Annotated in this window: 22 protein-coding genes; 10 read left to right on the top strand and 12 right to left on the bottom strand. The window is 70.2% G+C overall.

Annotated elements, in window-relative coordinates:
* Positions 1-78: 78 nt before the first annotated feature.
* Positions 79-1,032 carry a glucosyl-3-phosphoglycerate synthase gene (locus Pth03_RS27845; RefSeq protein ID WP_203947370.1) on the bottom strand — a complete coding sequence of 318 codons (954 nt, stop codon included), beginning with the start codon at positions 1,030-1,032 and terminating at the stop codon, positions 79-81.
* 93 nt (positions 1,033-1,125) lie between these two features.
* Positions 1,126-2,595, bottom strand: a complete 1,470-nt coding sequence (locus tag Pth03_RS27840; RefSeq protein ID WP_373318605.1) for a helix-turn-helix transcriptional regulator — start codon at positions 2,593-2,595, stop codon at positions 1,126-1,128.
* Between the two features lie 245 nt (positions 2,596-2,840).
* Between Pth03_RS27840 and aceA the strand changes: the two genes are divergently transcribed.
* Positions 2,841-4,130: an isocitrate lyase gene (gene aceA, locus Pth03_RS27835; RefSeq protein ID WP_203947369.1), complete on the top strand. Its 1,290-nt coding sequence runs from the start codon at positions 2,841-2,843 to the stop codon at positions 4,128-4,130.
* An 87-nt stretch (positions 4,131-4,217) separates the two neighbouring features.
* Here aceA and Pth03_RS27830 read toward each other — a convergent pair whose 3' ends face one another.
* Positions 4,218-4,898 (bottom strand): response regulator, encoded by a 681-nt coding sequence (locus tag Pth03_RS27830; RefSeq protein ID WP_203947368.1) that lies wholly within the window; start codon positions 4,896-4,898, stop codon positions 4,218-4,220.
* On the bottom strand, positions 4,895-6,091 hold the full coding sequence (locus Pth03_RS27825) for a sensor histidine kinase (protein ID WP_239119419.1): 1,197 nt from the start codon (positions 6,089-6,091) through the stop codon (positions 4,895-4,897). Before Pth03_RS27825 ends, Pth03_RS27830 begins: the two co-directional genes overlap by 4 nt.
* A gap of 132 nt (positions 6,092-6,223) precedes the next feature.
* Between Pth03_RS27825 and Pth03_RS27820 the strand changes: the two genes are divergently transcribed.
* Positions 6,224-6,784 (top strand): hypothetical protein, encoded by a 561-nt coding sequence (locus Pth03_RS27820; RefSeq protein WP_203947366.1) that lies wholly within the window; start codon positions 6,224-6,226, stop codon positions 6,782-6,784.
* Between the two features lie 36 nt (positions 6,785-6,820).
* On the opposite strand, the gene Pth03_RS27815 is transcribed toward Pth03_RS27820, so the two are convergent.
* From Pth03_RS27815 to Pth03_RS27805, 3 genes are all read right to left on the bottom strand, one after another.
* Positions 6,821-7,624 carry an ABC transporter ATP-binding protein gene (locus Pth03_RS27815; RefSeq protein ID WP_203947365.1) on the bottom strand — a complete coding sequence of 268 codons (804 nt, stop codon included), beginning with the start codon at positions 7,622-7,624 and terminating at the stop codon, positions 6,821-6,823.
* Between the two features lie 31 nt (positions 7,625-7,655).
* On the bottom strand, positions 7,656-9,173 hold the full coding sequence (locus Pth03_RS27810; protein ID WP_203947364.1) for a serine/threonine-protein kinase: 1,518 nt from the start codon (positions 9,171-9,173) through the stop codon (positions 7,656-7,658).
* A gap of 173 nt (positions 9,174-9,346) precedes the next feature.
* Positions 9,347-10,327: an alpha/beta hydrolase gene (locus Pth03_RS27805; protein ID WP_203947363.1), complete on the bottom strand. Its 981-nt coding sequence runs from the start codon at positions 10,325-10,327 to the stop codon at positions 9,347-9,349.
* Positions 10,328-10,446: 119 nt separating this feature from the next.
* On the opposite strand from Pth03_RS27805, the gene Pth03_RS27800 reads away from it, so the two are divergent.
* Genes Pth03_RS27800 through Pth03_RS27785 form a run of 4 tightly spaced genes read left to right on the top strand, consistent with a single transcriptional unit; the run spans position 10,447 to position 13,251 of the window.
* Positions 10,447-10,830, top strand: a complete 384-nt coding sequence (locus tag Pth03_RS27800) for a DUF3052 family protein (protein ID WP_203947362.1) — start codon at positions 10,447-10,449, stop codon at positions 10,828-10,830.
* 52 nt (positions 10,831-10,882) lie between these two features.
* On the top strand, positions 10,883-11,656 hold the full coding sequence (locus Pth03_RS27795) for an ABC transporter permease (RefSeq protein WP_203947361.1): 774 nt from the start codon (positions 10,883-10,885) through the stop codon (positions 11,654-11,656).
* On the top strand, positions 11,653-12,450 hold the full coding sequence (locus Pth03_RS27790) for an ABC transporter permease (RefSeq protein WP_308442387.1): 798 nt from the start codon (positions 11,653-11,655) through the stop codon (positions 12,448-12,450). Before Pth03_RS27795 ends, Pth03_RS27790 begins: the two co-directional genes overlap by 4 nt.
* Positions 12,451-13,251, top strand: coding sequence for an ABC transporter ATP-binding protein (locus Pth03_RS27785; protein WP_203947360.1), 801 nt, complete (start codon positions 12,451-12,453; stop codon positions 13,249-13,251).
* On the opposite strand, the gene Pth03_RS27780 is transcribed toward Pth03_RS27785, so the two are convergent.
* The gene (locus Pth03_RS27780; protein WP_203947359.1) at positions 13,181-13,651 is read right to left on the bottom strand and encodes a hypothetical protein; all 471 of its coding nucleotides are present in this window, start codon (positions 13,649-13,651) and stop codon (positions 13,181-13,183) included. The two genes, Pth03_RS27785 and Pth03_RS27780, sit on opposite strands and share 71 nt — an antisense overlap.
* A gap of 144 nt (positions 13,652-13,795) precedes the next feature.
* Between Pth03_RS27780 and Pth03_RS27775 the strand changes: the two genes are divergently transcribed.
* Positions 13,796-15,235, top strand: coding sequence for a pyridoxal phosphate-dependent decarboxylase family protein (locus tag Pth03_RS27775; RefSeq protein WP_203947358.1), 1,440 nt, complete (start codon positions 13,796-13,798; stop codon positions 15,233-15,235).
* Here Pth03_RS27775 and folP read toward each other — a convergent pair.
* Complete coding sequence (folP, locus tag Pth03_RS27770; protein ID WP_203947357.1) at positions 15,222-16,094, bottom strand: dihydropteroate synthase; 873 nt, start codon at positions 16,092-16,094, stop codon at positions 15,222-15,224. The two genes, Pth03_RS27775 and folP, sit on opposite strands and share 14 nt — an antisense overlap.
* An 85-nt stretch (positions 16,095-16,179) precedes the next feature.
* Positions 16,180-17,049, bottom strand: coding sequence for a LysR family transcriptional regulator (locus tag Pth03_RS27765; protein WP_203947356.1), 870 nt, complete (start codon positions 17,047-17,049; stop codon positions 16,180-16,182).
* A gap of 285 nt (positions 17,050-17,334) precedes the next feature.
* On the opposite strand from Pth03_RS27765, the gene Pth03_RS27760 reads away from it, so the two are divergent.
* Entirely contained in the window at positions 17,335-18,879 is a 1,545-nt protein-coding gene (locus tag Pth03_RS27760; protein WP_373318604.1) for an LCP family protein, read from the top strand.
* A 59-nt stretch (positions 18,880-18,938) separates the two neighbouring features.
* The gene (locus Pth03_RS27755) at positions 18,939-19,505 is read left to right on the top strand and encodes a P-loop nucleotide/nucleoside kinase family protein (RefSeq protein ID WP_203947354.1); all 567 of its coding nucleotides are present in this window, start codon (positions 18,939-18,941) and stop codon (positions 19,503-19,505) included.
* Here the strand turns inward: Pth03_RS27755 and rpsD are convergent.
* A complete protein-coding gene (rpsD, locus tag Pth03_RS27750; protein ID WP_203947353.1) occupies positions 19,493-20,107 on the bottom strand; it encodes a 30S ribosomal protein S4 in 615 nt (204 codons plus the stop codon). The two genes, Pth03_RS27755 and rpsD, sit on opposite strands and share 13 nt — an antisense overlap.
* 77 nt (positions 20,108-20,184) lie before the next feature.
* Here rpsD and Pth03_RS27745 point away from each other — a divergent pair, with 77 nt between their 5' ends.
* Positions 20,185-20,937 carry a DUF2470 domain-containing protein gene (locus Pth03_RS27745; RefSeq protein ID WP_203947352.1) on the top strand — a complete coding sequence of 251 codons (753 nt, stop codon included), beginning with the start codon at positions 20,185-20,187 and terminating at the stop codon, positions 20,935-20,937.
* A 6-nt stretch (positions 20,938-20,943) separates the two neighbouring features.
* On the opposite strand, the gene Pth03_RS27740 is transcribed toward Pth03_RS27745, so the two are convergent.
* Positions 20,944-22,095, bottom strand: coding sequence for an ROK family transcriptional regulator (locus Pth03_RS27740; protein WP_203947351.1), 1,152 nt, complete (start codon positions 22,093-22,095; stop codon positions 20,944-20,946).
* Between the last annotated feature and the right edge of the window lie 50 nt (positions 22,096-22,145).

Genomic DNA, 22,145 nt, shown 5'->3' with positions numbered 1-22,145 from the left:
CATGGGGGAAGCCGCATCAACGGTCAGAAATGCTACCCGCCAGTAAGATACGCCGATCAGCCACCCCCGCACCCGGGCTCATCGCCCCCGTGACGCGTAATCAGGGACGGTCACCATCGGCGGCCGTTCGGCGACGGTGACGTCCTTGACCAGTGGGTCGTGGCCGGAAGGACCCCGCCTGAACTGCGTCACCGAGGGTGACGGCTCGTGCAGCGACACGATCTTGCCTTGCCGTTCCAGCCGTGTCCACGCGGTGTGCATGATCTGCCCGGCCATGCCGCCGAGCGCCTCGGTCGACTGGTGTGAGTGCACCCGCCTGCCGAGGTCCACCTGCGCGAGCGCGTCGAGCCCGGCGAACTCCAGGAGGTCGATGAGCAGGGCCAGCTCCACGCCGTACCCGCTCACGAACGGCACACGCTCCAGGGCCGAGCGCCGCCCGGCGTACTCGCCCGCGAGCGGCTGGACGAAGCCGGCCAGCTGGGGCCAGTGGAGGTTGAGCATCGGCCGCGCGACCAGTTCGGTGACCCGGCCGCCCGCTCCCTGCACCTCCGACAACGGGCGGTCGTAACAACCCTTCACGTACGCCACGGAGGGGTCGACGAGCAGCGGCCCGAGCAGCCCGGTCACGAACGAGGTGCGGAACTCCCGCAGGTCGGCATCGATGAAGACGATCAGATCGCCGGTCGTCACGGCGAGGGACTTCCAGAGCGCCTCGCCCTTGCCGTCCAGCGGTTCGAGGTCGGGCAAAATCTCGTCCTGCGCGAAGACCTTCGCCCCCGCCTGTACGGCCTGGCCCGCCGTGTCGTCGGTCGACCGGGAGTCGATGACGATGAGCTCGTCGACGAGGGGGACGGCCTCCACCAGGTCGCGCCGGACGGCCGAGACGATCTCGCCCACGGTCTCCGCCTCGTCACGCGCCGGGAGCACCACGCTGACCCGTGTCGCCCCCTTGGCCGCCATCAGCGTGCCGATCGGCCAGTCGGCGGAGGATGTGGTGCGGCTGCGCAGCCAGGTCTCGACCTCAGGCAGCACGCACGATCCTCTCCCCAGCCCCTGAATCCACGACCATCACCCTACGGTGCGCCGTGGGAAACCTGGGGTCCCGGGGGCGGCATGCGAAGGCGGTCAGGACGACGCGTGGCGTTCCAGGAACGCGTAGACGTCGGCCTCGTCGACGCCGGGGAACGACCCGGGCGGCAGGGCGGCGAGCACGTGGGAATTGGTCCGGACGGAAGGCCACGCGTACCCCTCCCACCGCTGGGCCAGATCGGTGGGCGGCCTGCGGCAGCATTCGCCGTTCGGGCAGTTGGACTTGGTCCTGTTGGTGGTCTCCCTGCCGCGGAACCACCGCGATTCCCGGTACGGCACGCCGAGTGTGATCGCGAAGTCCTCCTCGGCCGAGGGGTCGACGTGCGCCACGCAGAAGTAGCTGCCCGTCGGTGTGTCCGAGTACTGGTAGTACAGCGAGAAGCGGTCGGGCGACTGGAACACCTGGCGGCCGGACCACCGCAGGCACAGCCGTTGCCCCTCGATCGCCCCCTGCTCGTCGGCGGGGAACACGATGCCGTCGTTCTCGTAGGCCTTGTAGATGATCCCGCCCGCGTCGTTGCGCACGAAGTGGCACACGAGGTCCAGGTGGCGGGTGGCGAGATTGGTGAACCGGTGGGCGGCCATCTCGTAGGAGACGGCGAAGACGTCGCGCAGGTCCTCCACCGACAGCGCCTTGTTCTGCTTCGCCTCCTGCAGGTACGGCGCGGCGGCCGTCTCGGGGACGAGCACCGCCGCGGCGAAGTAGTTGGCCTCCACGCGCTGGCGGAGGAAGTCGGCGAAGTCGCGCGGCTTGTGGTGCTGGAGCGCGAAGTGCCCGATCGTCTGCAGCAGCACGGTGCGCGGGGTGTGCACGCCGAGCTGCTCGCGCTTCAGGTAGATGCGCCGGTTGCGCAGGTCGGTGACCGAGCGGGACGAGCGCGGCAGGTCCTGCGCCTGGTGCACGGTGAACCCGAAGTGGGAGACCAGCGCCTGGACGGTGCTCTCCGACAGGGCGCCGGACCGGTAGCCCACCGCCGCGAGGGCGTCGGCCGCGGCCGTCTCGATCTCCTCGAAGTAGTTGCCGAGCTCCCGCTGCTCGCGGCGCAGGTCGGCGTTGGCCGCCCGGGCCTCCTCCGGGGTGGCGGTGCCCTTGGCCTCGCGCGCCTTCAGCTCATCGAAAAGGCCGAGGATGTGCTCCAGCACGTCGTTGGGCACCCGGGTGGAGACCTTGAGCCTGCTCAGCCCCAGAGCGGTGTAGAGCGGATCACGCTGGGCCTCCTCCAGGGCGATCTCCAGCTGGGCCCGGCGATTGGGGGCCTGCCGGCGCAGCAGCTCCTCGACCGGCACGTTGAGCGCGACGGCCAGGGCTTTCAGCAGCGACAACTTGGGCTCGCGCTTGCCGTTCTCCAGAAGGGAGAGCTGGCTGGGGGCTCGCCCGACTCGCTCGCCGAGATCGGACAGGGTGAGGCCACGCTGCCGTCGCAGGTGCTTGAGGCGCTGGCCGAAGGCCAGGAGGTCGAGCTCCTGTGTCAAAGACAGTGGTTCTTCACCCAACAAGGACGGCATGCCTCGATCCTAAGCGGAATTTCGTCACTTCTTCCAGCCTGTGTCGATCAGCCACACACTAATTGGTCTAGTCCATCACGGAAAATCTCCGATTCTTCACTCAAGAATACCGGTGAGTATTCGACAAAGAGGAAAATGTGCACATCTTTTCGAGATGTCCGCCTTGTTGGTCTCTCACCTCAGGGAACAAACTCGGAGCAAGCACCCGGTGACGGCTCAAGCACGCAACGAGGGAGTGACAGGACATGTCGGATCGCATCGCTGAGGCAGAAGAGCTGCAGCATGACTGGGAGACCAACCCGCGCTGGAAAGACGTCGAGCGCACCTACAGCGCGGAGGATGTGATCCGGCTCCGCGGATCGATCCAGGAGGAGCACACCCTGGCCAGGCTGGGAGCCGAACGGCTCTGGCGCCTGCTCACCACGGAGGACTACGTTCACGCCCTCGGCGCCCTGACCGGCAACCAGGCCGTACAACAGGTGAAGGCCGGCCTCAAGGCGATCTACCTGTCCGGGTGGCAAGTGGCCGCCGACGCCAACCTGGGCGCCCAGACCTACCCCGACCAGAGCCTCTACCCGGTGAACTCGGTCCCCGCCGTGGTCCGCCGCATCAACAACGCCCTCCTGCGGGCCGACCAGGTGACCTGGTCGGAAGGCGACGAGGACGCGCCGTACTGGATGGCTCCCATCGTGGCCGACGCCGAGGCCGGCTTCGGCGGCGTGCTCAACGCGTTCGAGCTGATGAAGGCCATGATCGCCGCCGGCGCGGCGGGCGTGCACTGGGAGGACCAGCTCGCCTCCGAGAAGAAGTGCGGCCACCTCGGCGGCAAGGTGCTGATCCCGACCGGCCAGCACATCAAGACCCTCAACGCGGCCCGGCTGGCCGCCGACGTCTCAGGGGTGTCCACTCTGGTCATCGCCCGCACCGACGCGCAGGCGGCGACGCTGCTGACCAGCGACGTCGACCCCCGCGACCGCGAGTTCACGACCGGGGAGCGCACGGCGGAGGGCTTCTACCGGGTCCGCAACGGCGTGGAGGCCTGTATCGCCCGCGGCCTCGCCTACGCGCCCTACTCCGACCTGCTCTGGATGGAGACCTCCACTCCCGATCTCGACGTGGCACGCGAGTTCGCCGAGGCGATCAAGGCGCAGTTCCCGGACCAGATGCTGGCCTACAACTGCTCGCCGTCCTTCAACTGGAGGAAGCACCTCGACGACTCCACCATCGCGAAGTTCCAGCGCGAACTGGGGCACATGGGGTACAAGTTCCAGTTCATCACCCTCGCCGGGTTCCACTCGCTGAACTACTCGATGTTCGACCTCGCCCGCGGCTACGCCGAGGAGGGCATGAGCGCCTACGTCGGCCTGCAGGAGGCCGAGTTCGCCGCCGAGAAGCGCGGCTACACCGCCACCCGCCACCAGCGCGAGGTCGGCACCGGATACTTCGACCTGGTCAGCACGGCCATCGCTCCGGACTCCTCGACGACCGCGCTCAAGGGGTCGACCGAGGAGGAGCAGTTCGCCGACACCCACTGATCGCCGATCAGACGTCAGTGATCAACGGCGCTCACTGATCCGGGACCGCTGCCGGTCGGAAACCCAGGCCCCGCACGGAGCCGCAGGTCACCCCATGGGATCTGACGGCCACCGGCGGGGCCTGCCGCGTCCGTCCCCCCGAGACCACTCCTGCGCACCGACGTAAAGAATCGCGGCCTGGACCCGGCTGCGCAGGCCGAGCTTGCCCAGCACGCGGCTGACGTGGGTCTTCGCCGTCGCCTCACTCATGTCGAGAGCGCGCGCGATCTCCGCGTTCGACATGCCTCGCGTCACGCAGCCCAGCACCTCGCGCTCACGCGGCGTCAGGACGCCGAGATCGCGTGTCTCTGGTTCACTCGTCCGGGCGAACGCGCTGATCAGGCGCCGGGTCACCGACGGCGAGATCAGCCCGTCCCCGCGCGCCACCAGTCGCACGGCCTGGATCAGCGTGTCCGCGTCGGCGTTCTTGAGCAGAAATCCCGCGGCGCCGGCGCGCAGCGCGCCGAACACGTACTCGTCCAGGTCGAACGTGGTGAGGATCAGCACGTCGGTGATGCCGGCCAGCTCACGCGTGGCGGAGATGCCGTCGAGCCGCGGCATGCGAATGTCCATGATCACTACGTCCGGGCGCAGTTCGACGGCCGCGCGCACCGCCGCCTCACCGTCGCACACCTCGCCGACCACCGCGATGTCGGACTGGCCTTCGAGGATCAGCACGACGCCCGCACGCACCGCGGCGTGGTCGTCGGCGACCAGGACCCTGATCACCGACCGTCCTCAGCCGAGATCAGCTTGGCCTCGAACGGCTGTGACTCCGCGGCCAACGTCGCCACGATGCGCCACAACTGCTCCCCCTCGCCCAAGGCCGTCTTGACAGGGCCTGCCGTGAACGTGCCGCCGACGACCGCCGCGCGCTCGGCCATGCCCACCAGGCCCGTCCCGGAACCGGGAAGACCGGACGAGCCGCTCCCCCAGGGATTCTCGATCGTCAGCACCACCTCGCCGGAGGCGTACTCGACCGTCACGTCCACCCGACCGGTGCCGTGTTTCAGAGCGTTCGTCAGGGATTCCTGGAGGATGCGGTAACCCGCCACCTCGATGGACGGCGCGAGGTCGCGAGGCGTGCCGTCCACCGACAGACGCACGTCCATCCCCGCCCGGCGCGACCGCGCCACCAGCTCGGGCGCGTCCTTCAGACGATGCGAAACGGTCTCGGGCTCGTCGTCGGCCTCGGCCCGCAGCAGGCCGATCATCGTGCGCATCTCCGCCATGCCGCGAACGCTGTTCGCCCTGATCGACTCCAGCACCTTCCGCACGGACTCCGCGTTGAGGTCCTGCCGCGCGATGACCGCCGCCGACTGGATCGCGACGGCGCTGAAGTGGTTGGCGATGATGTCGTGCAGCTCTCTCGCCATCCGGGTGCGCTCGGCGGTGACCGCAGCCTGCCGGTCCAGCTCGGCCAGCCGCGCAAGCTGCCGCGCACGTGCACGCTCGGCGATGACCTGGTCCCGGTGCTGCCGGATGATCAGTGCCGTCAGCGTGGGAGTCGTGAGCACCAGTCCGGCCTGCACACCGCCGATCGCCAGCGCTCCCCAGTTCCCCGCGGCCAGCCCGGCGACGGCGCCGACGACCACGGCGAGGACGGCGGTGATTCCGAGCAGCCACGTCGCCAGGCGGCGCGGGCCGTACAGAGTGGCCGCGTACAGGTTGTCGGTGAAGATCAGGACTGTACCGAGGGACGGCCCCAGGATCAGGTCGCCGATGACCGCGGCCACGCCGAGCGCCAGAGCCGCCACCGGCCGGCGCCGCCGCAGGACCACCCCCAGGCACGTCACCGCCAGAGGTATCACCATCGGCGGCACCGCCTGGCCCCGGTGGACGTACGCACCACTCGCCAGCAGCGCGACGCCGCCGGCGAACACGACGGCCGCAACCAGGGCATCCTGCCGGAGGGGGTTCATGCCCGTCATCGCATCACGCCGGGAGACCGCACGCCACCGCCTCGGTCATGACCTGTCCGTACACACAACGGTGTAGACGGGTTCATCATCGCCGACGACGACGGACCGCTCCCGGACGCCGAGGGTGGAAGCGTGATCGTAGCCGTCGTCATCGCATGTGAAATCGGGTTCTGGGTACTGCTGGGCCTCGGCCTGCTGGCACGCTACAAGCTGCGACGCCGGCGTCTGGGCGGCGCGCTCCTACTGTGCGTTCCCCTGATCGACGTGGTGCTGCTGGTCGCCACGGTGATCGATTTGCGCGGCGGCGGCGCCGCCGCGTGGACGCACGGGCTCGCCGCGGCGTACCTCGCGTACTCGATCGTCTTCGGCCACCGCACGATCCGCTGGGCCGACCAGGTCGCCGCGCACCGGCTTTCCGGCGGCCCGCCGCCCTGGAAGCCCCCTGCGGGCGGAATGGCCAGAGCCCGGTACGAATGGGGGATGTGGCTGCGGATCGTGCTGGCGTACGGCATCGCGTGCGCCCTGCTGGGACTCGCGATCTGCGCGGTCGGCGACCCCACGCGGACCACGGCGCTGGTCACCTTCATGATCGGACTGGCCCGCGTGCCGGCGATCGCCCTTCTGTGGCCGCTGGCGTACACGCTCTTCCCCAAGAGGACGACGAGCCGGCCGGCGTCCCGCCACCAGGAGTGACGCCCTTGCCCAACCCGGGCCGGCGACCGCCGATCCTCAGGCCCGTACGGCCCTGGCATACCAGCGCCCGTCCACGGAGTCGATCCGCAGCGGGCGCCCGAAGCAGTCCGACAGGTTGTCCCCGGTGAGGACCTCCTCCACCGGCCCCGCCGCGACCACCCGGGTGTCCTTCATCAGCAGGGCGTGCGTGGTGGTGGCGGGCACCTCCTCCAGGTGATGCGTGACCAGCACGGTCGTCAGCTCGGCCCGGGCCCTGGCGAGGTCTTCTATCGCCTCGATGAGGTCTTCCCGCGCGGGCAGGTCGAGGCCGCCGAAGGGCTCGTCGAGCAGGAGGATCTCGGGGTCGGCCATCAACGCCCTGGCCACCCGGATGCGGGCCCGCTCTCCGTGGGAGCACACCTGAAAGGGCCGGTCGGCCAGCTCCTTGCACCCGAGATCGGCGAGCAGCCGGAAGGCCCGTTCCCGTTCGGCGTCGCCGTACCGGTCCCAGAGGGGGGCGCTCGTCCCGGTGTGACCAGTGAGGACGACGGTGAGGGCGGTCGCCGCCTCCTCCTCCAAGAGCGACTCGTCGACGAGGCGCTGGCTGCCCGCCACCAGGCCGATCTCCCGGCGCAGCTCACGCAGGTCGGTCCGGCCGAGCTGCCGTCCGAGCACCATGGCCGTGCCGGAACTCGGGTGCCGTACGGCTGCGGCCACCGAGAGCATCGTCGTCTTGCCCGCGCCGTTGGGCCCGAGAAGCACCCAGTGCTGGCCGTGTTCGACCCGCCAGCTCACCTCGGAGACCAGGGTCCTGCCGACCACGCGGACCGTCATGTCGTTCAGTTCGAGCGCCGCTTGCATGCGCTCAAGGATGCACCAACCCGGCCGCCTGTCAGCTGGCAGGGGCGGCGAACGACGAGGTCGGGCTGGGCGACACCTCGGGGCTGACCGGCGGGCTCGGCTGCGGCGGCTCCCCGTCGTCGGGCGACGGCTGCGGCTCCACCGGAACGGACGGAACCGGAGAGGGCGCCTGCGTGGGCGGGCAGGCCTTGGGTCGTCCGGGCTCACATACGTGGCCGGGCGGGAGTGCGGGGGGCCGCACCGGTTCCTCCTGCCGGGAGACGGGGCCCACCGTAGTGGTCACGGTGGTCCGCACCGGCGGGCTGGTCACCGTGGGCGGGATCGAGGCGAGGGGCAGTTCCTGTGGCGCGGGAACGCCTTCGTCGCCCGGCATCACCACGGGGAGGGCGGGCGGCGGCTCGGTGTCGCCGCGCAGGCGCGCCACGCCCGATCCGGTCGCGACGACGGTCACCGCGGCGATCGTCACCGTGGCGAGCGCCGCGAAACCCGCCTGGGTGGCGTACCCGCCCATCCGCCGGCTCCCGGTCCTGTCCCCCGCCTGCCTGCCGCCGGAGTGGCGGGTGGCGCGCCGGGCGACCCTGCCGTCCGCGCGTCCCGTGGTGGGCTCCTCGTCGCCGCCCTCGGGGAACGGCACGTCCCGCCAGATCTCCTGCAGGATGCTCCCGACCGCGTCGCGCACGTTCCCGGGCATCGCGATCCCGCCTGCCGCGAGCAGGGCCGACAGCAGTTCCCCGGCGTCCGGCCGCTCCGCGGGCTCCTTGCGCAGCGAGGCGGCCACGCTGTCCCACAACAGCTTGGGCACGCCGGCGATCCTGGGCTCCTCCACGAGGATGCGTCTGCTGACCACGTCGAGGTCGCCCGTGCCGAACGGGTGCAGCCCGGTGGCGGCGAACGCGACGAGGCAGCCCCACGAGAAGACGTCGGAGGCCGGGATCGCCGGGCCGCCGGTCAGCCGTTCCGGGGCGACCCAGCCGGGGCTGCCCATGATCTGGCCCGCCTGGGTGTGCGCCGTGGCGGTGTCCAGGTCGCGGGCGATGCCGAAGTCGATGACGAAGGGCCCCCGGGGCGACAGCAGCACGTTGGCGGGCTTGAGGTCGCGATGCACCAGGCCGGCCTCGTGGGTGGTCAGGAGCGCCGCCGCCGCGCCGAGGGCGACGCCGTACGCGAGGTCGGGGGTGAGAGGCCCGCCATGCACGACGACCTGCGAGAGCGCCGGCCCGGCGATGTATTCGGTGACGAGGTAGGGCCGGTCGCCGTCGACGCCGTCCTCGATCACGGTGGCGGTGCAGAAGGGGGTCACGCGACGGGAGAACCCGATCTCCTCGGTGAACCTCGCCCTGAGGGTGCGGTCGCCCAGATGCACGGCGTGCGGCGTCTTCAGCGCGACGAGCCCGTGGGCGGGATGCTCGGCGAGGTAGACCACGCCCATGCCTCCGCTGCCGAGACGGCCGAGAAGCAGATAACGGCCGATGATGACCGGGTCCCCCACCGTCAGCGGCCGCACGCCTTCCGGCATGCCGTTCTGGGGGCCTTTTCCGCCACGCGCCATCCGGACGTTGCCTCTCTCACGGAAGTACCGCTGAGCACACTGTGCTCTTTTGGAACGCGGCACGGGCCGGAGTGGCGGCAACCGGCATCGCAGGTAAGGTCAATGGCACCTAGGGGTAAGCAATATTTGGGAACCTGCAGGTCACAAGCATCCCAATAGCCACAAAAGCTACATCAGGCGGCTTCCATCCCGGATCGCTCGGCGCGCGCCTCCACCGCGCCAATGAACCGGGAGATGTGCTGGAAGACCAGCCGCGCCTCGGGAACGACGTCGGCGAGGATGGCGAAGACGTGGGGCATCCGGTTCCACTCCTCATAGGTGACCGGCACGCCGTTCTCGCGGGCGCTCAGCGCTACCCTGCGGCCGTCGTCACGCAGAATCTCGGTGGAACCCGTCACGATCATGAGCGGGGGAACGCCGGTGTAGTCGCCGTACACCGGCGAGACGAGGGGGTCGCGGCAGTCGAGGCCGTCGGTCCAGCGGCGGGCCAGCCAGTCGACCCTGCCCGCGGGCAGCAGCGGATCGGCCCAGCAGTTGACTCGGCGGCGGGCGTCACTGAGGTCCGTCCAGGGAGACATGCAGATGGCCGCGGCCGGCAGCGGCCGGCCCTGATCGCGCAGGGCGAGCAGGGTGGCGAGGGTGAGGTGCCCGCCGGCGGAGTCACCCGCGAGCAGGATGTCCTGGGGCCGGTAGCCGCGGTCGAGCAGGCTCTGGTAGGCGGAGAGGGCGTCGGTGAGCGAATGGGCGAGGGTGTGAATCGGCCCCTGCCGGTAGTCGAGCGCGAGCACGGGCCGCCGGGAGACCGCCGAGAGGCGCCAGGTGATCGGCCGGTGGGTCGCCGCCGAGCAGATGAAGTAGGCGCCGCCGTGGAAGTACAGCAGCGCCTTGCTCTCGTCGATGTCGTCGCCTCCGCGCACCCATTCGCCGTCGCAGGAGCCGAACGTCTCCGGCTTCACCGTGACGTGCTTGGGGAGGATCCCCGGAACGCGCTCGCCGAGACAGATCAACCGGCTGGCCACCGCCATGCCGGCTGTATTGCGCAGGAGGATCGTCGAGATCGGTTTCATCGTGCCGCGCAGGACTCCGTTGAGGGCCGCCGCCTGCCAGCTGACCGGATATTCGGGGTGAATGTCCGCGTCGATCTCATCAGACATGCAAACCTCCCAAAAGGGACATTCCCGGCTAGGCAATCGTTCTACCGGTTGGTGCGTTTCTCCTGTCTTACGGATTTGTTACAGTGCGGTAACGTTCACAGGTTGAGGATCCCCCGGATATGAGCGGATATACCGGAATCCCGTTGCCCAAGAAGCTGGGCATCAAGCCGGACCACCGTGTCCGGCTGCTCGGAGTGCCGCCGGGCCCGCCGGATCTGGGCGTCGACGGCGATGAAGGCCCCGGGCCGTACGACGTGATCCTGCTGTTCTGCCGCGACCGGGAGGCGCTGCGGGACGGGTTCGCGCCCGCCGCGGACGCCCTCGCCCGGGACGGCGGCCTGTGGGTGTGCCGGCCCAAGAAGGCGAGCAAGGTGGCGACCGACCTGTCCGACGGCGTGGTCAGGGAGTTCGGCCTGGCCCAGGGCATGGTCGACAACAAGGTCTGCGCCGTGGACGCCGTGTGGTCGGGGCTGCGATTCGTCTACCGCCTCGGCGATCGGTGATTTATCATCAGCGGGTCCCCCGTCTTGGAGGTGCCAGGCCTTCTCCCTCTACATGCGGCTGATCAGGTACGGCTTCCGCAGGCACGCCACCTACTGGGCGGCCGCGCTGGCCGGGGCGTTCACCAACACCGTCTTCGGGATCCTCCAGGCCTACGTGCTGATCGCGCTATGGAGCACGCGGCCGGGCCTCGGCGGCTACGACCTCGCCGACGCCGTGACCTTCTGCTTTCTCGCCCAGGCCTACATCGGCCCGATGCAGGTCTTCGGCGGCGGCCTTGACCTTCCCGAGCGCGTCCGCAGCGGCGACGTCGCGCTCGATCTCGCCCGCCCCGCCTCCCTCCAGCTCTGGTACCTGTCGGAGGATCTCGGCCGGGCGGCCTACCTCGTCATCGCCAGGAGCGTGCCGCCCACTCTCGTGGGCGCCCTGGTGTTCGGCATCGCGCCTCCCGCCGGACCCGGCACGTGGGCGGCGTTCCCGGTCAGCGTCGCCCTGGCCGTCCTCGTCAGCTTCGGCTGGCGCTACCTGGTCGCGCTGGCCTCGTTCTGGGTGCTCGACGACCGCGGCCTCGCCATCGTCTCTCTGATCATGACCACGTTCTTCAGCGGCCTGATGCTGCCTTTGGTGATCTTCCCAGGTTGGCTGGGCGAGCTCGCCCGGGCCCTGCCCTGGGCGGCCATGGTCCAGGTGCCCGCCGACGTCTACCTCGGGACGACCTCCATCGGCGGCGCGCTCGCCTTCCAGGCGTTCTGGGCGCTGGTGCTGCTCGGGCTCGGGGCTTTCGTCACGGCCGCCGCGCGCCGCAAGCTGGTGATCCAGGGTGGGTGAGCGCCGTGCTTAGGACCTATGTGCTGCTGGTATGGACGTGGACCCGCGCCGCCGCCCAATACCCGGTCTCGTTCGCGCTCATGGCCGCCGGAGTCGTCGTCACCGGCGGCCTCGACATCGCCGTCATCTGGGTGATCTTCTCGAACACCACGACGCTCGGCGGCTTCACCCTCGACGAAGTCATGTTCCTGCACGGCACGGCCTTCCTGTCCTTCACGGTCGCGGACCTGCTGTTCGGCAACGTGGACAGGATCGGCAGGCACATCAAGGCCGGCACGCTGGACGTGATGCTGATCCGCCCAGCGAGCTTGTTCGTCCAGGTCGCCGCCGACCGGTTCGCCCCGCACCGCGTCGGCCGGGTGATCCAGGCCGCCGCGGTGCTCTCTGTCGGGCTGGCGCGGCTCGACGTGCCCGCGGGACGAACCTGGATGATCCCCGTGATGGTCGTGTCCGGAATCGTGATCTTCACGGCGCTCTGGGCACTCGGGGGCGCCGTCCAGTTCCTCCTGACCGAGGCGCCCGAGCTCGCCAACTCCCTCACCTACGGCGGCGCGACGCTCACCCAATATCCGCTGAGCGTCTACGGCGACCGGCTCGTCATTGGGGTCACCTTTGTCGTTCCGCTGGCCTTCGTCAACTGGCAGCCCGGGCTCTACGTGCTCGGCCGGCCCGATCCGCTGGGCCTGCCGTACGTGCTGCGATTCCTCTCACCGGCGGCCGCTCTGGTCACGGCGCTGGCCGCCGCCCTGGCATGGCGCGCGGGGATCCGCCGCTACCGATCGACGGGGAGCTAGATGATCGAGGCAGAGGGTCTCGGGCGCACGTTCAAGGTGCGCGGTTCGCTGGTGCACGCCGTCCGCGACCTGTCCTTCACCGTGGAGGCCGGGGAGTTCGTCGGCTGCCTCGGGCCCAACGGTGCGGGCAAGTCCACGACGATCAAGATGCTCACCGGCATCCTCGCGCCCACGACCGGCCGGCTGCGCGTCGCCGGGTTCGACCCCACCCGCCGCCGTACCGCTCTCGCGCGCAGGATCGGCGTGGTCTTCGGCCAGCGGACCACGTTGTGGTGGGACCTGCCGCTCAAGGACAGTTTCGAACTGGTCCGGCTTCTTTACAAAGTAGATCGTGTGACGTTCCGACGGCGCCTCGACGAACTATGCGAGGTGCTCGACCTGAGTCACTTCCTGCGCACTCCGGTACGCCAGCTCAGCCTGGGCCAGCGTATGCGGGGAGAGGTCGCCGCCGCACTCCTGCACGACCCGCCGCTGCTGATCCTCGACGAGCCGACGATCGGGCTCGACGTCGTCAGCAAGGCCGGGGTGCGCGACTTCCTGGGCGCGCTCAACGCCGAGCGCGGGACGACCGTGCTGCTGACCACCCACGACCTGGGCGACGTGGAGCGCCTGTGCCGCAGGGTGGTGCTGATCGACCACGGCCGCCTGGCCTTCGACGGCACGGTGACGCAGTTGCGGGCGCTGGTGCCCGGCGAGGTGACGATCGAGGACGCCGTCGCCCGGCTCTATCTCAGTAGCCGACCTGATCCTCGTACTCGTCATCCGCGTCCCGCACCGGACCCGCCCAGCGTGACGGCATGAGCACGGGGACGAACAGGGCCACGCCCAGCATGCCGTACACCCCGGTGGACAGCAGGTTGAGCATGCCCTGGCCCGCCTGGGCGAGGTCGGCCTGCGTGGAGGCCCCGGTGGGCGCGAGGCTCGCGGCGCGGGAGACGTCGAGGACGTAGACGACCGTCCAGGCCAGCAGCACCAGCGAGGGGATGAACGTCGCCAGGGGCGAGACCTTGCCGATGAGGACGAGACCCACCAGGAGTCCCACCACAGCCATCACACCGACGGCGATCAGAATGCGGGTGTCCTTGGCGGGGTCGAGGTTCTGGGCCGCGGCGCGGACCGTCTCCTGAGACGCCCACCCGCCTCCGAGAAGAAGAGCCGCGGCGACGATGACGCCCAGCACCAGCCCGAAGAAGTGCCGCATGCACACCACCTTGTGAGATGTTCGCGGCAACCATAGCGACAAAACACTACAAAGACACCCCACTCAACCACTTCCGTCAGATCGGCGTGTACTGCGCTCCTCCTCCGGCGGCGATTAGCATCCTCGTGACGTGAGGAGATCGACATGCTTCCCGAGTACGGCAGGTCCACGCAGGATCTACTCGCAGAGCTCGCCGCGCTGAAAGCCGGAGATCTCCCGGTGCGCGGCGGCAAGGTCACCGCCTACGTCTACGACACCGGGCGGCCCGAGATCCACGACGCGGCCCACCGCGCCTACGCCGAGATGCTCGAGGTCAACATGCTCGACCCGACGGCGTTCCCGAGCATGGTGGCGATCGAGAAGCAGGTGGTCGGCGCGGTCGCCGACCTGCTCGGCCGCCCGGGCGCCCCGGGCGTGTTCACCAGCGGCGGCACCGAGTCGATCATGCTGGCGGTGAAGGCGGCCCGCGACGCGGGCCCCGGCGTCCGCGAGATCGTCCTGCCGGTGACCGCGCATCCCGCGTTCCACAAGGCGGCCCACTATCTCGGCATGACCGTGGTGCCCGTGCCCGTCGACCCGGTCACGTTCAAGGCCACGGCTGCGGCGGTCGAGGCCGCCCTCACCGACAGGACCGCGCTGGTGGTGGCGTCGGCGCCCTCCTACCCCCAGGGCGTGATCGATCCGGTCGCCGAGATCGCCACGGTGGCCTCCTCGCGGGGCGTGCCGTGCCATGTCGACGCGTGCGTGGGCGGCTGGCTGCTGCCCTGGCTTCGCGAGGCCGGCGCGGACGTCCCGCCGTTCGACCTGAGCGTGCCGGGCGTCACGTCCATCTCGTGCGACCTGCACAAGTTCGGTTACGCCCCCAAGGGGGCCTCCGTGCTGCTGTTCTCCGACCCCGCCCTGCGCAGGAAGGCCTATTTCGCCTCGGCCGCCTGGCCGGGCTACACGATCATCAACGCGACCGTGCAGAGCTCCCGGTCCGCGGGCCCGCTCGGCGGGGCGTGGGCCACCCTCCAGTCCCTCGGCAGGGAGGGCTATCTGGAGCTCGGCCGTACGACCCTCGAGGCGACCCGCAGGCTCGTCAAGGGAGTGGGGACGATCCCAGGCCTGCGCGTGCTGGGCGAGCCGGAGTCGTCGCTGGTCGCGATCGCCGGTTCCGCCGAGGTCGACGTTTTCGTGCTCGCCGACGAGGCGCGCAAGCTCGGCTGGTTTCTCCAGCCGCAGCTGTCCTACGCCGGCATCCCGGCCAACCTGCACATCACCGTCACCGGGGTCACCCTTGCGGGAGTCGACGCCCTGCTCGACGTCATCTCCGCCGCCGCGGAGGCGGCCCGGCTGAAGGGGCCCGCCACGGTTCCGGACGGGCTCGCCGAGCTCATCGCCGGGCTCGACCTCGACGCCCTCGACGACGCGACGTTCACCGAGCTGGCCGCATCGGTCGGCATCGACCTGAGCGGCCCCGAGGGCGCTTCGGAAGGAACGGCCCAGCCGGAGATGGCGATCGTCAACGCGGTGCTCGACGCCCTGCCCGCGCCCACCCGCGAAGCCGTGCTGGTGCGTTTCCTGTCGGTCATGTACGGCTGACGCGCCGCTCGCCCTGCCCGTCGCGGAGCCGTTCGACGACGGCGAGGGCGGCACGGGCGGCCGCCGCGTCGTGCACGCGGAAGGCCCGCGCCCCCTGCAGGGCGGAGACGGCGAGGGTGGCCAGGGTGCCCGCATGGCGCTGCTCGACGGGCAGGCCGCCGAGCGCCTCCCCGACGAAGTCCTTGTTGGAGACGGCCACGAGCACTGGCCAGCCGGTGGCGACCAGCTCGCCGAGCCGCCGGGTGACCTCCAGCGAGTGCCAGGTGTTCTTGCCGAAGTCGTGCGCCGGGTCGATGAGCACGGCGTCGCGGCGCACGCCGAGGGAGACGGCCCGTTCGGCCAGGGCGGTTGTGTGGGCGATCACGTCGGCCACGACGTCGGCGTAGCCGATCCGGTGCGGCCGGGTGCGCGGCTCGACCCGGCCGGCGTGCGCGCACACCAGGCCGATGCCGTACGTTCCCGCCACCTCGGCCAGGCCCGGGTCGACCCCGCCCCAGGTGTCGTTGAGCAGGTCGGCCCCCGCCTCGGCGACGACCTTGGCGACCTCGGCCCGCCAGGTGTCCACGCTGATGATCACGTCGGGGTGCCGTTCCCTGACGGCGGCCACCACCCCCGCGACCCGGTCGATCTCCTCGGCGGGGCCGACGAGGTCGCCGGGGCCGGCTTTGACGCCTCCGATGTCGACGATGTCGGCGCCCTCGTCGATCAGGCGGCTCGCCGCGTCCACCGCGGCTGTGAAGCCGAAGGTCGCGCCCTTGTCGAAGAACGAGTCGGGGGTCCGGTTCACCACGGCCATGACGGCGAAATCGCCCGGCCCGAACGTGCGGCCCCGTAGTCGCAGGGCAGACGGAGTAGACATCGAGGCCAGACTACTCGCCGGTCACCGCATCGATCGTGTGCGCGCTTCGCGGGGGTTTAGAACGTTCCAACATTCGCGCTGTCGATCAGGCTGCCGAGCCGCCCTCCGCCAGCATGAGAAAGTCCTGCGCCACCGAGGTCAGCCGCCGCCGGGCGTGCACCACAGCGATGATCTTCTTGAGCGAGGGATCGAGCGACCGGACCACCAGGCCCGCCCGTGCGGCCTGATCCGCCATGGCGCGGTACCACAGCAGGGAGGCCTTGCCGTCGCGCACCGCCCGCACCCAGCCGCCGCGCTCGTCCGACTCCACCGCCGGGACGGGGCAGATGCCGTACGTCGCGAAGATGTGATCGAACTCGCGCCGGCGCGGGCTGCCCGCGGCAGGCAGGACGAGGCGCATGCCGTTGAGCCGGGGAAGCGGCACGGGGTCGGGCAGGTCGACGCCGGGAGGCGAGATCAGCACGATCTCCTGGCGCTCGACCGGATGGCTGACCAGGTCGGTCGGCACGGGAAGGTCGGTGAGCCCGAGGTCGGCGCGCTGCTCGCGGACCGCGCTCACCACTGCCTCGCGGCCCTCGCACCGGACGATTTGCACGCGCACCTCGGGGTGCTCGGCCACGTAGGCCGGGAGGAGGCGGCCGGCGAGCCCGGGCTCAAGGCTGGGCGTCGACGCCACCCGTAACTCCGACGCCGCCGACGGCGCCTGCGACGCGAGCGCCTCGATTTCATGGACGGCGTCCAGCGCCTCCTGTGCAAGTTTGACGACGCGGCGGCCCTGCGCCGTCACCACCACTCCCCTTCCCGAGCGCGCGAAGAGCGTCATGCCGAGCTCCCGCTCCAGATCCCGGATGGCACGGGAAAGGGCAGGCTGGGCGATGTAAAGCGATCTGGCGGCGTCGGTCATGGTGCGGTGCTCCGCGGTGGCGACCACGTAACGGAGCTGCTGCAGATTCATGCGAAAAACGCTAGGGCAGACGAGCCCGGCTAATCCGGAACATCGCAGAGATCACCTCAGGCGATTACGCAACGTGCCCGGATGTTGCTACTTCAGTGACGGATGGGAAATAAGTGGCTTACTGCCACAAATCGCGGATGCCGACACCCATCGGCCCGCGGAATCATTGCGTTCCCTTGCGCGTCGGCGTCTATTTGATAACTATTCATCTCAAATGGCAATTACGCCTGGCTTGTCCGAATATCTGGTTAAACTCCGGTCCCAAGTTTTACGGGAGGGAGCCCAGTGTTGAGTCAGGCCTCGCGGGGGACGGCTGACGAGAGTGACGGCGTCAGGGAGCCGCGCCGGGATGCCGAACCCCGGTTCGGACGCCCCCTGTCGGCGGGCTCCCTGATCGGCTGGATGGCCCTTTCCGCGATCATCCCCGGCGCCGCCCATCTGCGGGCCGGCAAGCGGATCACCGGGCTCACGCTGCTCGCCGCCTTCGGCGCCGCGATCGCCGCCATCGTCGTCTTCGCCGTACGCCTGAACGCGGACAGAGGATCCGCGCTGGCGACCGGGACGCTCAACACCATCATGATCGGCGCCGCCGTGGGCGCGCTCGCCTGGTTCACGCTGATCCTGGTCTCCTACATGGCGCTGCGGCCGCGGCGCCTGTCGCGGGCAGGGCAGATCTTTTCCGGCGTCGTCGCCGGCGCCCTGGCGATCACGGTGACGGCGCCCTTCGCGCTGGCCGCCGTCACGGTCAAGACCACCAGCGACCTCCTCGACGCCGTGACGGCGCCCGCGGCCGGCGAGGACCCGGAGGTCGTCCCCTCTCCCGTCAGGGCCGAAGATCCATGGAACGGGCGCAAGCGAATCAACTTCCTGCTGCTCGGCGGCGACGCGGCCGGCAACAGGGTCGGCGTGCGCACCGACTCCATGACCGTGGCGAGCGTCGACGTGGCCAGCGGCAACACGGTGCTGTTCAGCCTCCCCCGCAACCTGCAGTACGTGCGGTTCCCCCCGACGAGCCCGCTGCACAAGGTGTTCCCCCACGGGTTCAACGCCGAAGGCCAGGGGCTGCTCAACTCGGTCTGGTACTACGCCGACAACAACCCGCAGGTCATGGGCGGCAAGAACCGGGGGGCCAAGGCGCTCAAGGACGCCATCGGCTACACGCTCGGCCTGCACATCGACTACTACGCCATCGTCGACATGTACGGCTTCGCCGCGCTCATCGACGCCGTGGGCGGCCTCAAGATCCGGGTCGCGCAGGACGTCAAGTGGGGCGGGCATTTCGGGACCGCGGGCACCATCAGGGCCGGATACCGGCGGCTGAACGGCGAGCAGGTGCTGTGGTACGGCCGGTCCCGCGTGGACAGCGACGACTTCTCCCGGATGGGCCGCCAGCGTTGCGTCATCGGCGCCATGGCCCAGCAGGTCACCCCGTCCACCGTCCTGGCCAACTTCAACAAGATCGCCGCGGCGGCGCGGCACATGTTCCGCACCGACATCCCGCGCGACCTGCTCCCCCATCTGGTGCCGCTCGGCACGAAGGTGAAGGAAGCCAAGATCACCAGCCTTCAGTTCGTGCCGCCGCTCATCTACACGGGCAACCCCGACTGGAAGAAGATCCGCACGCTCACCGCGAAGGCGATCAGGGATTCCACGGCCGGCGTGCGGCAGGCCTCCGCGGACGCGTCCACAGCGCCCACCCCCGGAGCGTCGGGGGCGAGCCCGACGCCCACGCCCTCGAAGACGACGGTCAAGAAGCCGAAGCCGCACGGCACGCCCACGCCGAACAAGCCGGGCTCCGCCCAGGGCCTGTCGGAGTTGTGCGGGTTCTAGCTGCCGACCCACGCCGTCGGCCAGGATGGAGGGCGGGGCGACGCTTCAGGGGGTGGCCGGTGACGGCGGCGGTGTGGGTGGTGTCGGGCCCGCCGGGCGCGGGCAAGTCGACGGTCTGCTCGGTCCTGCTGCCCCTGCTGTCGCCCGTGCCCGCCCTGCTGGACAAGGACACGGTCTACGGCGGCTTCGTCGCCGCCACGCTCGCGGGGTACGGCAGGCCGCCCGGCGAACGCGAAGGCCGGTGGTACGACGAGCACGTCAAGCGGCATGAGTACGCCGGTCTCACCGCGACCGCCCGCGAGATCCGCTCGCACGGGTGCCCGGTCATGCTGAGCGGGCCTTTCACCGGCCAGGTGCACGACGCCGGGCGGTGGCACGAATGGGTGGGCGAGCTCGGCGGCCCGCCCGTCCACCTGCTGTGGGTGCGCTCCGACGGCCCCACCCTCCGGGAGCGGCTCGAACGCCGCGGGTCACCGCGGGACGGCGGCAAGCTCGGCCGGTTCGAGGACTATCTGAAGGCCATCCGGGTGGACGATCCGCCGGCCGTGCCGTACGGGGAGATTGACAACCGCCGGAGCGCCCCGCCGCTGGAACAGCAGATCAGGGCGCTGCTTCAGCGCGAGTAGTGCTCGACGACGAGCTGCTCGTCGACCGGGACGGCGATCTGCTCGCGCGCGGGACGCTGGAGCAGGGTGAAGCGCAGCTCCTTGTGGTCGACCGACAGGTAGGACGCGATGCGCTCGTCCGCGTAGATCCCCTCGGCCGCGGCCACGAACGGCTGCATGCCGTGCGACCTGGCCCGCACGCCGACGACCTGGCCGGGCTTGACGATGTAGCTGGGGATGTCGACCTTGCGCCCGTCGACGGTGATGTGGCCGTGATTCACGTACTGCCGGGCGGCGTAGATGGACGGCGCCAGCCCGGCGCGCAGCACGAGTGAGGCGAGCCGGGTCTCCAGGATGACCAGCAGTTCCTCTCCGGACCTGCCTGGGCGGCGCAGCGCCAGGTCCCAGTAGCGGCGCAGCTGCCTCTCCGAGACGTCGTAGTACCAGCGGAGCTTCTGCTTCTCCAGCAGGCGTACACCGTAGTCGCCGGTGTTGCGCCGGTTCGTCTTGCGCCCGTGCTCCCCCGGCGGGTACGGCCGGGCCTCGAAGTACCTGACCGCCTTACGGGTCAGCGGGACCCCCGCCCGCCGCGACAGCCGCACTTTCGGCCCTGTGTAACGCATGTATTCACCTTTCCAAGTTAGGTAATCCTTACTAAGGTAAGACTAACCTAAGCGATCGACGGCACTCAAGGAGCGTCATGCACCACCCCGTCACTGCTCCTCCCATTCCCGAGCGGGTCAGGACAATCGCCGCGGCCGCGGCCCCCACGCATGTGGCCGTCGCCGGCACCGATATGCCCGCGTACGCGGTCAGGGGCGGCGTCGACGCGCACGGACGCCCCGTCCTGCTGGTCAAACCCGGCGAGGCCCTGTACGGCGCGGCCGAGGAGACCGTGGTGACCGTCGACCTGGTGGCGACGCGGACGATCGGCGGCGAGGACCGGCCGCGCGGCCTGCTGAAGGTGCGGGGCTGGACGCAGGACGTGCCGGACGCCGACCGGCGCGAGACGGCCGTGGCGATCGCCGAGACCTGCCCGGACGAGGACCTTTTCACCGTGCTGGAAGGAGGGGCGCCCCGGCTGGTGCGGATCGACGTGGCCCACGTGGTCTACCTCACCGGCCAGGAATCGGGATTGCTCGACGCCGACGAATACCTCGACGCCTCCCCCGACCCGTTCCTGCACGCCGCCGAGCGCATGGTGCGCCACATCAACGAGTCGCACCGCGAGCAACTGGCCGCGGCGACCGAGATCCTCATGGGCGAGCCCGCGGGGGAGGTCTGGTTGTGGGAGCTGGACCGCTACGGCGCCACGATCAGGTCGGCGGTGACACGTGACGCGGGGGAACCCGCCGAGGACCGCTTCGTGCGCCTGCCCTGGCCGATCCCCGCGGCCAGCCCGCACGCGCTCGAATACGCGATGCGGTGCCTGCTGTTCCCCCGCGGGCAGTAGGCCCGTTCAGGAGGTCGCGGCGTCGACGGCCTCCGCCGACAACACGTGGTCGAGCACCATGAGCGCGCAGCCGGTGATTCCGGCCCCCGGGCCGAGGTGGCTGCGCTCGATGCGCAGGCTCCGCGTGGCCAGCTGGGTCGAGCGCTGGTAGATGACCTCGCGCACCCCCGACACCAGCGGCTGGAACATCTCGGCGACATCGCCGCCGAGCACCACGACGGCGGGGTTGAGCAGGTTCACCGCGCCGGAGATGACCTGGCCGAGCCTGCGCCCGGCCTGCCGTACGACGGCCATGGTCTCGGCGTCGCCCGCGCGCACGAGCGCGGTCACGTCGGCCAGCGACAGCACCTCGCGCCCCGTGGCGCGCAGGTCGCGCAGAATGGCGGTGCCACTGGCCACCGAGTCGAGGCAGTCGAGGTTGCCGCAACGGCAGAGCACTCCCCCGCCGTCCATGACGGGGATGTGGCCGATCTCCCCCGCCGCACCCAGGGCGCCGCGCAGGATGCCGCCGCCGGAGATCACGCCGGCCCCGATGCGGGTGGAGACCTTGACGAAGAGGAGGTCGTCGAGTTCGGAGGCGTAGACGACGCGGTGCTCGCCCATCGCGATGACGTTCACGTCGTTGTCCACGAGCACCGGCACAGGGAACCGCTCGGCGATGATCGGCGGGATGACCACCCCGGTCCAGCTGGCCATCACCCGCGCGCTCTCGGTGCGGCCGGCGGCGAACTCGACGGTCGCGGGCACGCCGAGGCCGATGCCCACCGCCGGCGCCTGGCCGTCGAGCAGCTTCTCCCAGGTGTCCATGAGCAGCGGGAGCACGACGTCCGGGCCCTCCTCGACGTCGATGTCGAGATCGGTGCGCAGGAGCACCTCGCCGGCGAGGTCGCAGATCGCGATCTGGGTGCGGGTCGCACCCAGCGAGGCCACCGGCACCACGCCCCCTGCGGCGTCGAAGCGCAGGCGCAGCGGCGGGCGGCCGCCCGTGGACGGCCCCTCGGCGTCCTCCACGATCAGCCCGCGGTCCCGGAGGGCGGCTATGCGCAGGGCCACGGCCGGGCGCGACAGACCGGTCACCCGGCCGATGTCGGCACGGGTGACAGCTTCCCCGCTCCGGATGAGCTGGAAGATTTCACCGGTTGTCGCAAGTCGTGACATCTCAGAAGTGAAGCATAGCGACATACCTAAGTGCAATGACTTATTCATCT

The organism is Planotetraspora thailandica (assembly GCF_016863335.1).
Classification (GTDB): domain Bacteria; phylum Actinomycetota; class Actinomycetes; order Streptosporangiales; family Streptosporangiaceae; genus Planotetraspora; species Planotetraspora thailandica.
This window is presented reverse-complemented; position numbering and strand designations above follow the sequence as displayed.

Excerpts from the sequence above, each read along its gene's own strand:
- Pth03_RS27825 (WP_239119419.1), bottom strand. The coding sequence starts at position 6,091 with ATGAACCCCCTCCGGCAGGATGCCCTGGTTGCGGCCGTCGTGTTCGCC.
- Pth03_RS27795 (WP_203947361.1), top strand. The coding sequence starts at position 10,883 with ATGCGGCTGATCAGGTACGGCTTCCGCAGGCACGCCACCTACTGGGCG.
- Pth03_RS27840 (WP_373318605.1), bottom strand. The coding sequence starts at position 2,595 with ATGCCGTCCTTGTTGGGTGAAGAACCACTGTCTTTGACACAGGAGCTC.
- Pth03_RS27785 (WP_203947360.1), top strand. The coding sequence starts at position 12,451 with ATGATCGAGGCAGAGGGTCTCGGGCGCACGTTCAAGGTGCGCGGTTCG.
- Pth03_RS27780 (WP_203947359.1), bottom strand. The coding sequence starts at position 13,651 with ATGCGGCACTTCTTCGGGCTGGTGCTGGGCGTCATCGTCGCCGCGGCT.
- Pth03_RS27740 (WP_203947351.1), bottom strand. The coding sequence starts at position 22,095 with ATGTCACGACTTGCGACAACCGGTGAAATCTTCCAGCTCATCCGGAGC.
- Pth03_RS27800 (WP_203947362.1), top strand. The coding sequence starts at position 10,447 with ATGAGCGGATATACCGGAATCCCGTTGCCCAAGAAGCTGGGCATCAAG.
- aceA (WP_203947369.1), top strand. The coding sequence starts at position 2,841 with ATGTCGGATCGCATCGCTGAGGCAGAAGAGCTGCAGCATGACTGGGAG.
- Pth03_RS27810 (WP_203947364.1), bottom strand. The coding sequence starts at position 9,173 with ATGGCGCGTGGCGGAAAAGGCCCCCAGAACGGCATGCCGGAAGGCGTG.
- Pth03_RS27775 (WP_203947358.1), top strand. The coding sequence starts at position 13,796 with ATGCTTCCCGAGTACGGCAGGTCCACGCAGGATCTACTCGCAGAGCTC.
- rpsD (WP_203947353.1), bottom strand. The coding sequence starts at position 20,107 with ATGCGTTACACAGGGCCGAAAGTGCGGCTGTCGCGGCGGGCGGGGGTC.
- folP (WP_203947357.1), bottom strand. The coding sequence starts at position 16,094 with ATGTCTACTCCGTCTGCCCTGCGACTACGGGGCCGCACGTTCGGGCCG.
- Pth03_RS27745 (WP_203947352.1), top strand. The coding sequence starts at position 20,185 with ATGCACCACCCCGTCACTGCTCCTCCCATTCCCGAGCGGGTCAGGACA.
- Pth03_RS27805 (WP_203947363.1), bottom strand. The coding sequence starts at position 10,327 with ATGTCTGATGAGATCGACGCGGACATTCACCCCGAATATCCGGTCAGC.
- Pth03_RS27815 (WP_203947365.1), bottom strand. The coding sequence starts at position 7,624 with ATGCAAGCGGCGCTCGAACTGAACGACATGACGGTCCGCGTGGTCGGC.
- Pth03_RS27765 (WP_203947356.1), bottom strand. The coding sequence starts at position 17,049 with ATGAATCTGCAGCAGCTCCGTTACGTGGTCGCCACCGCGGAGCACCGC.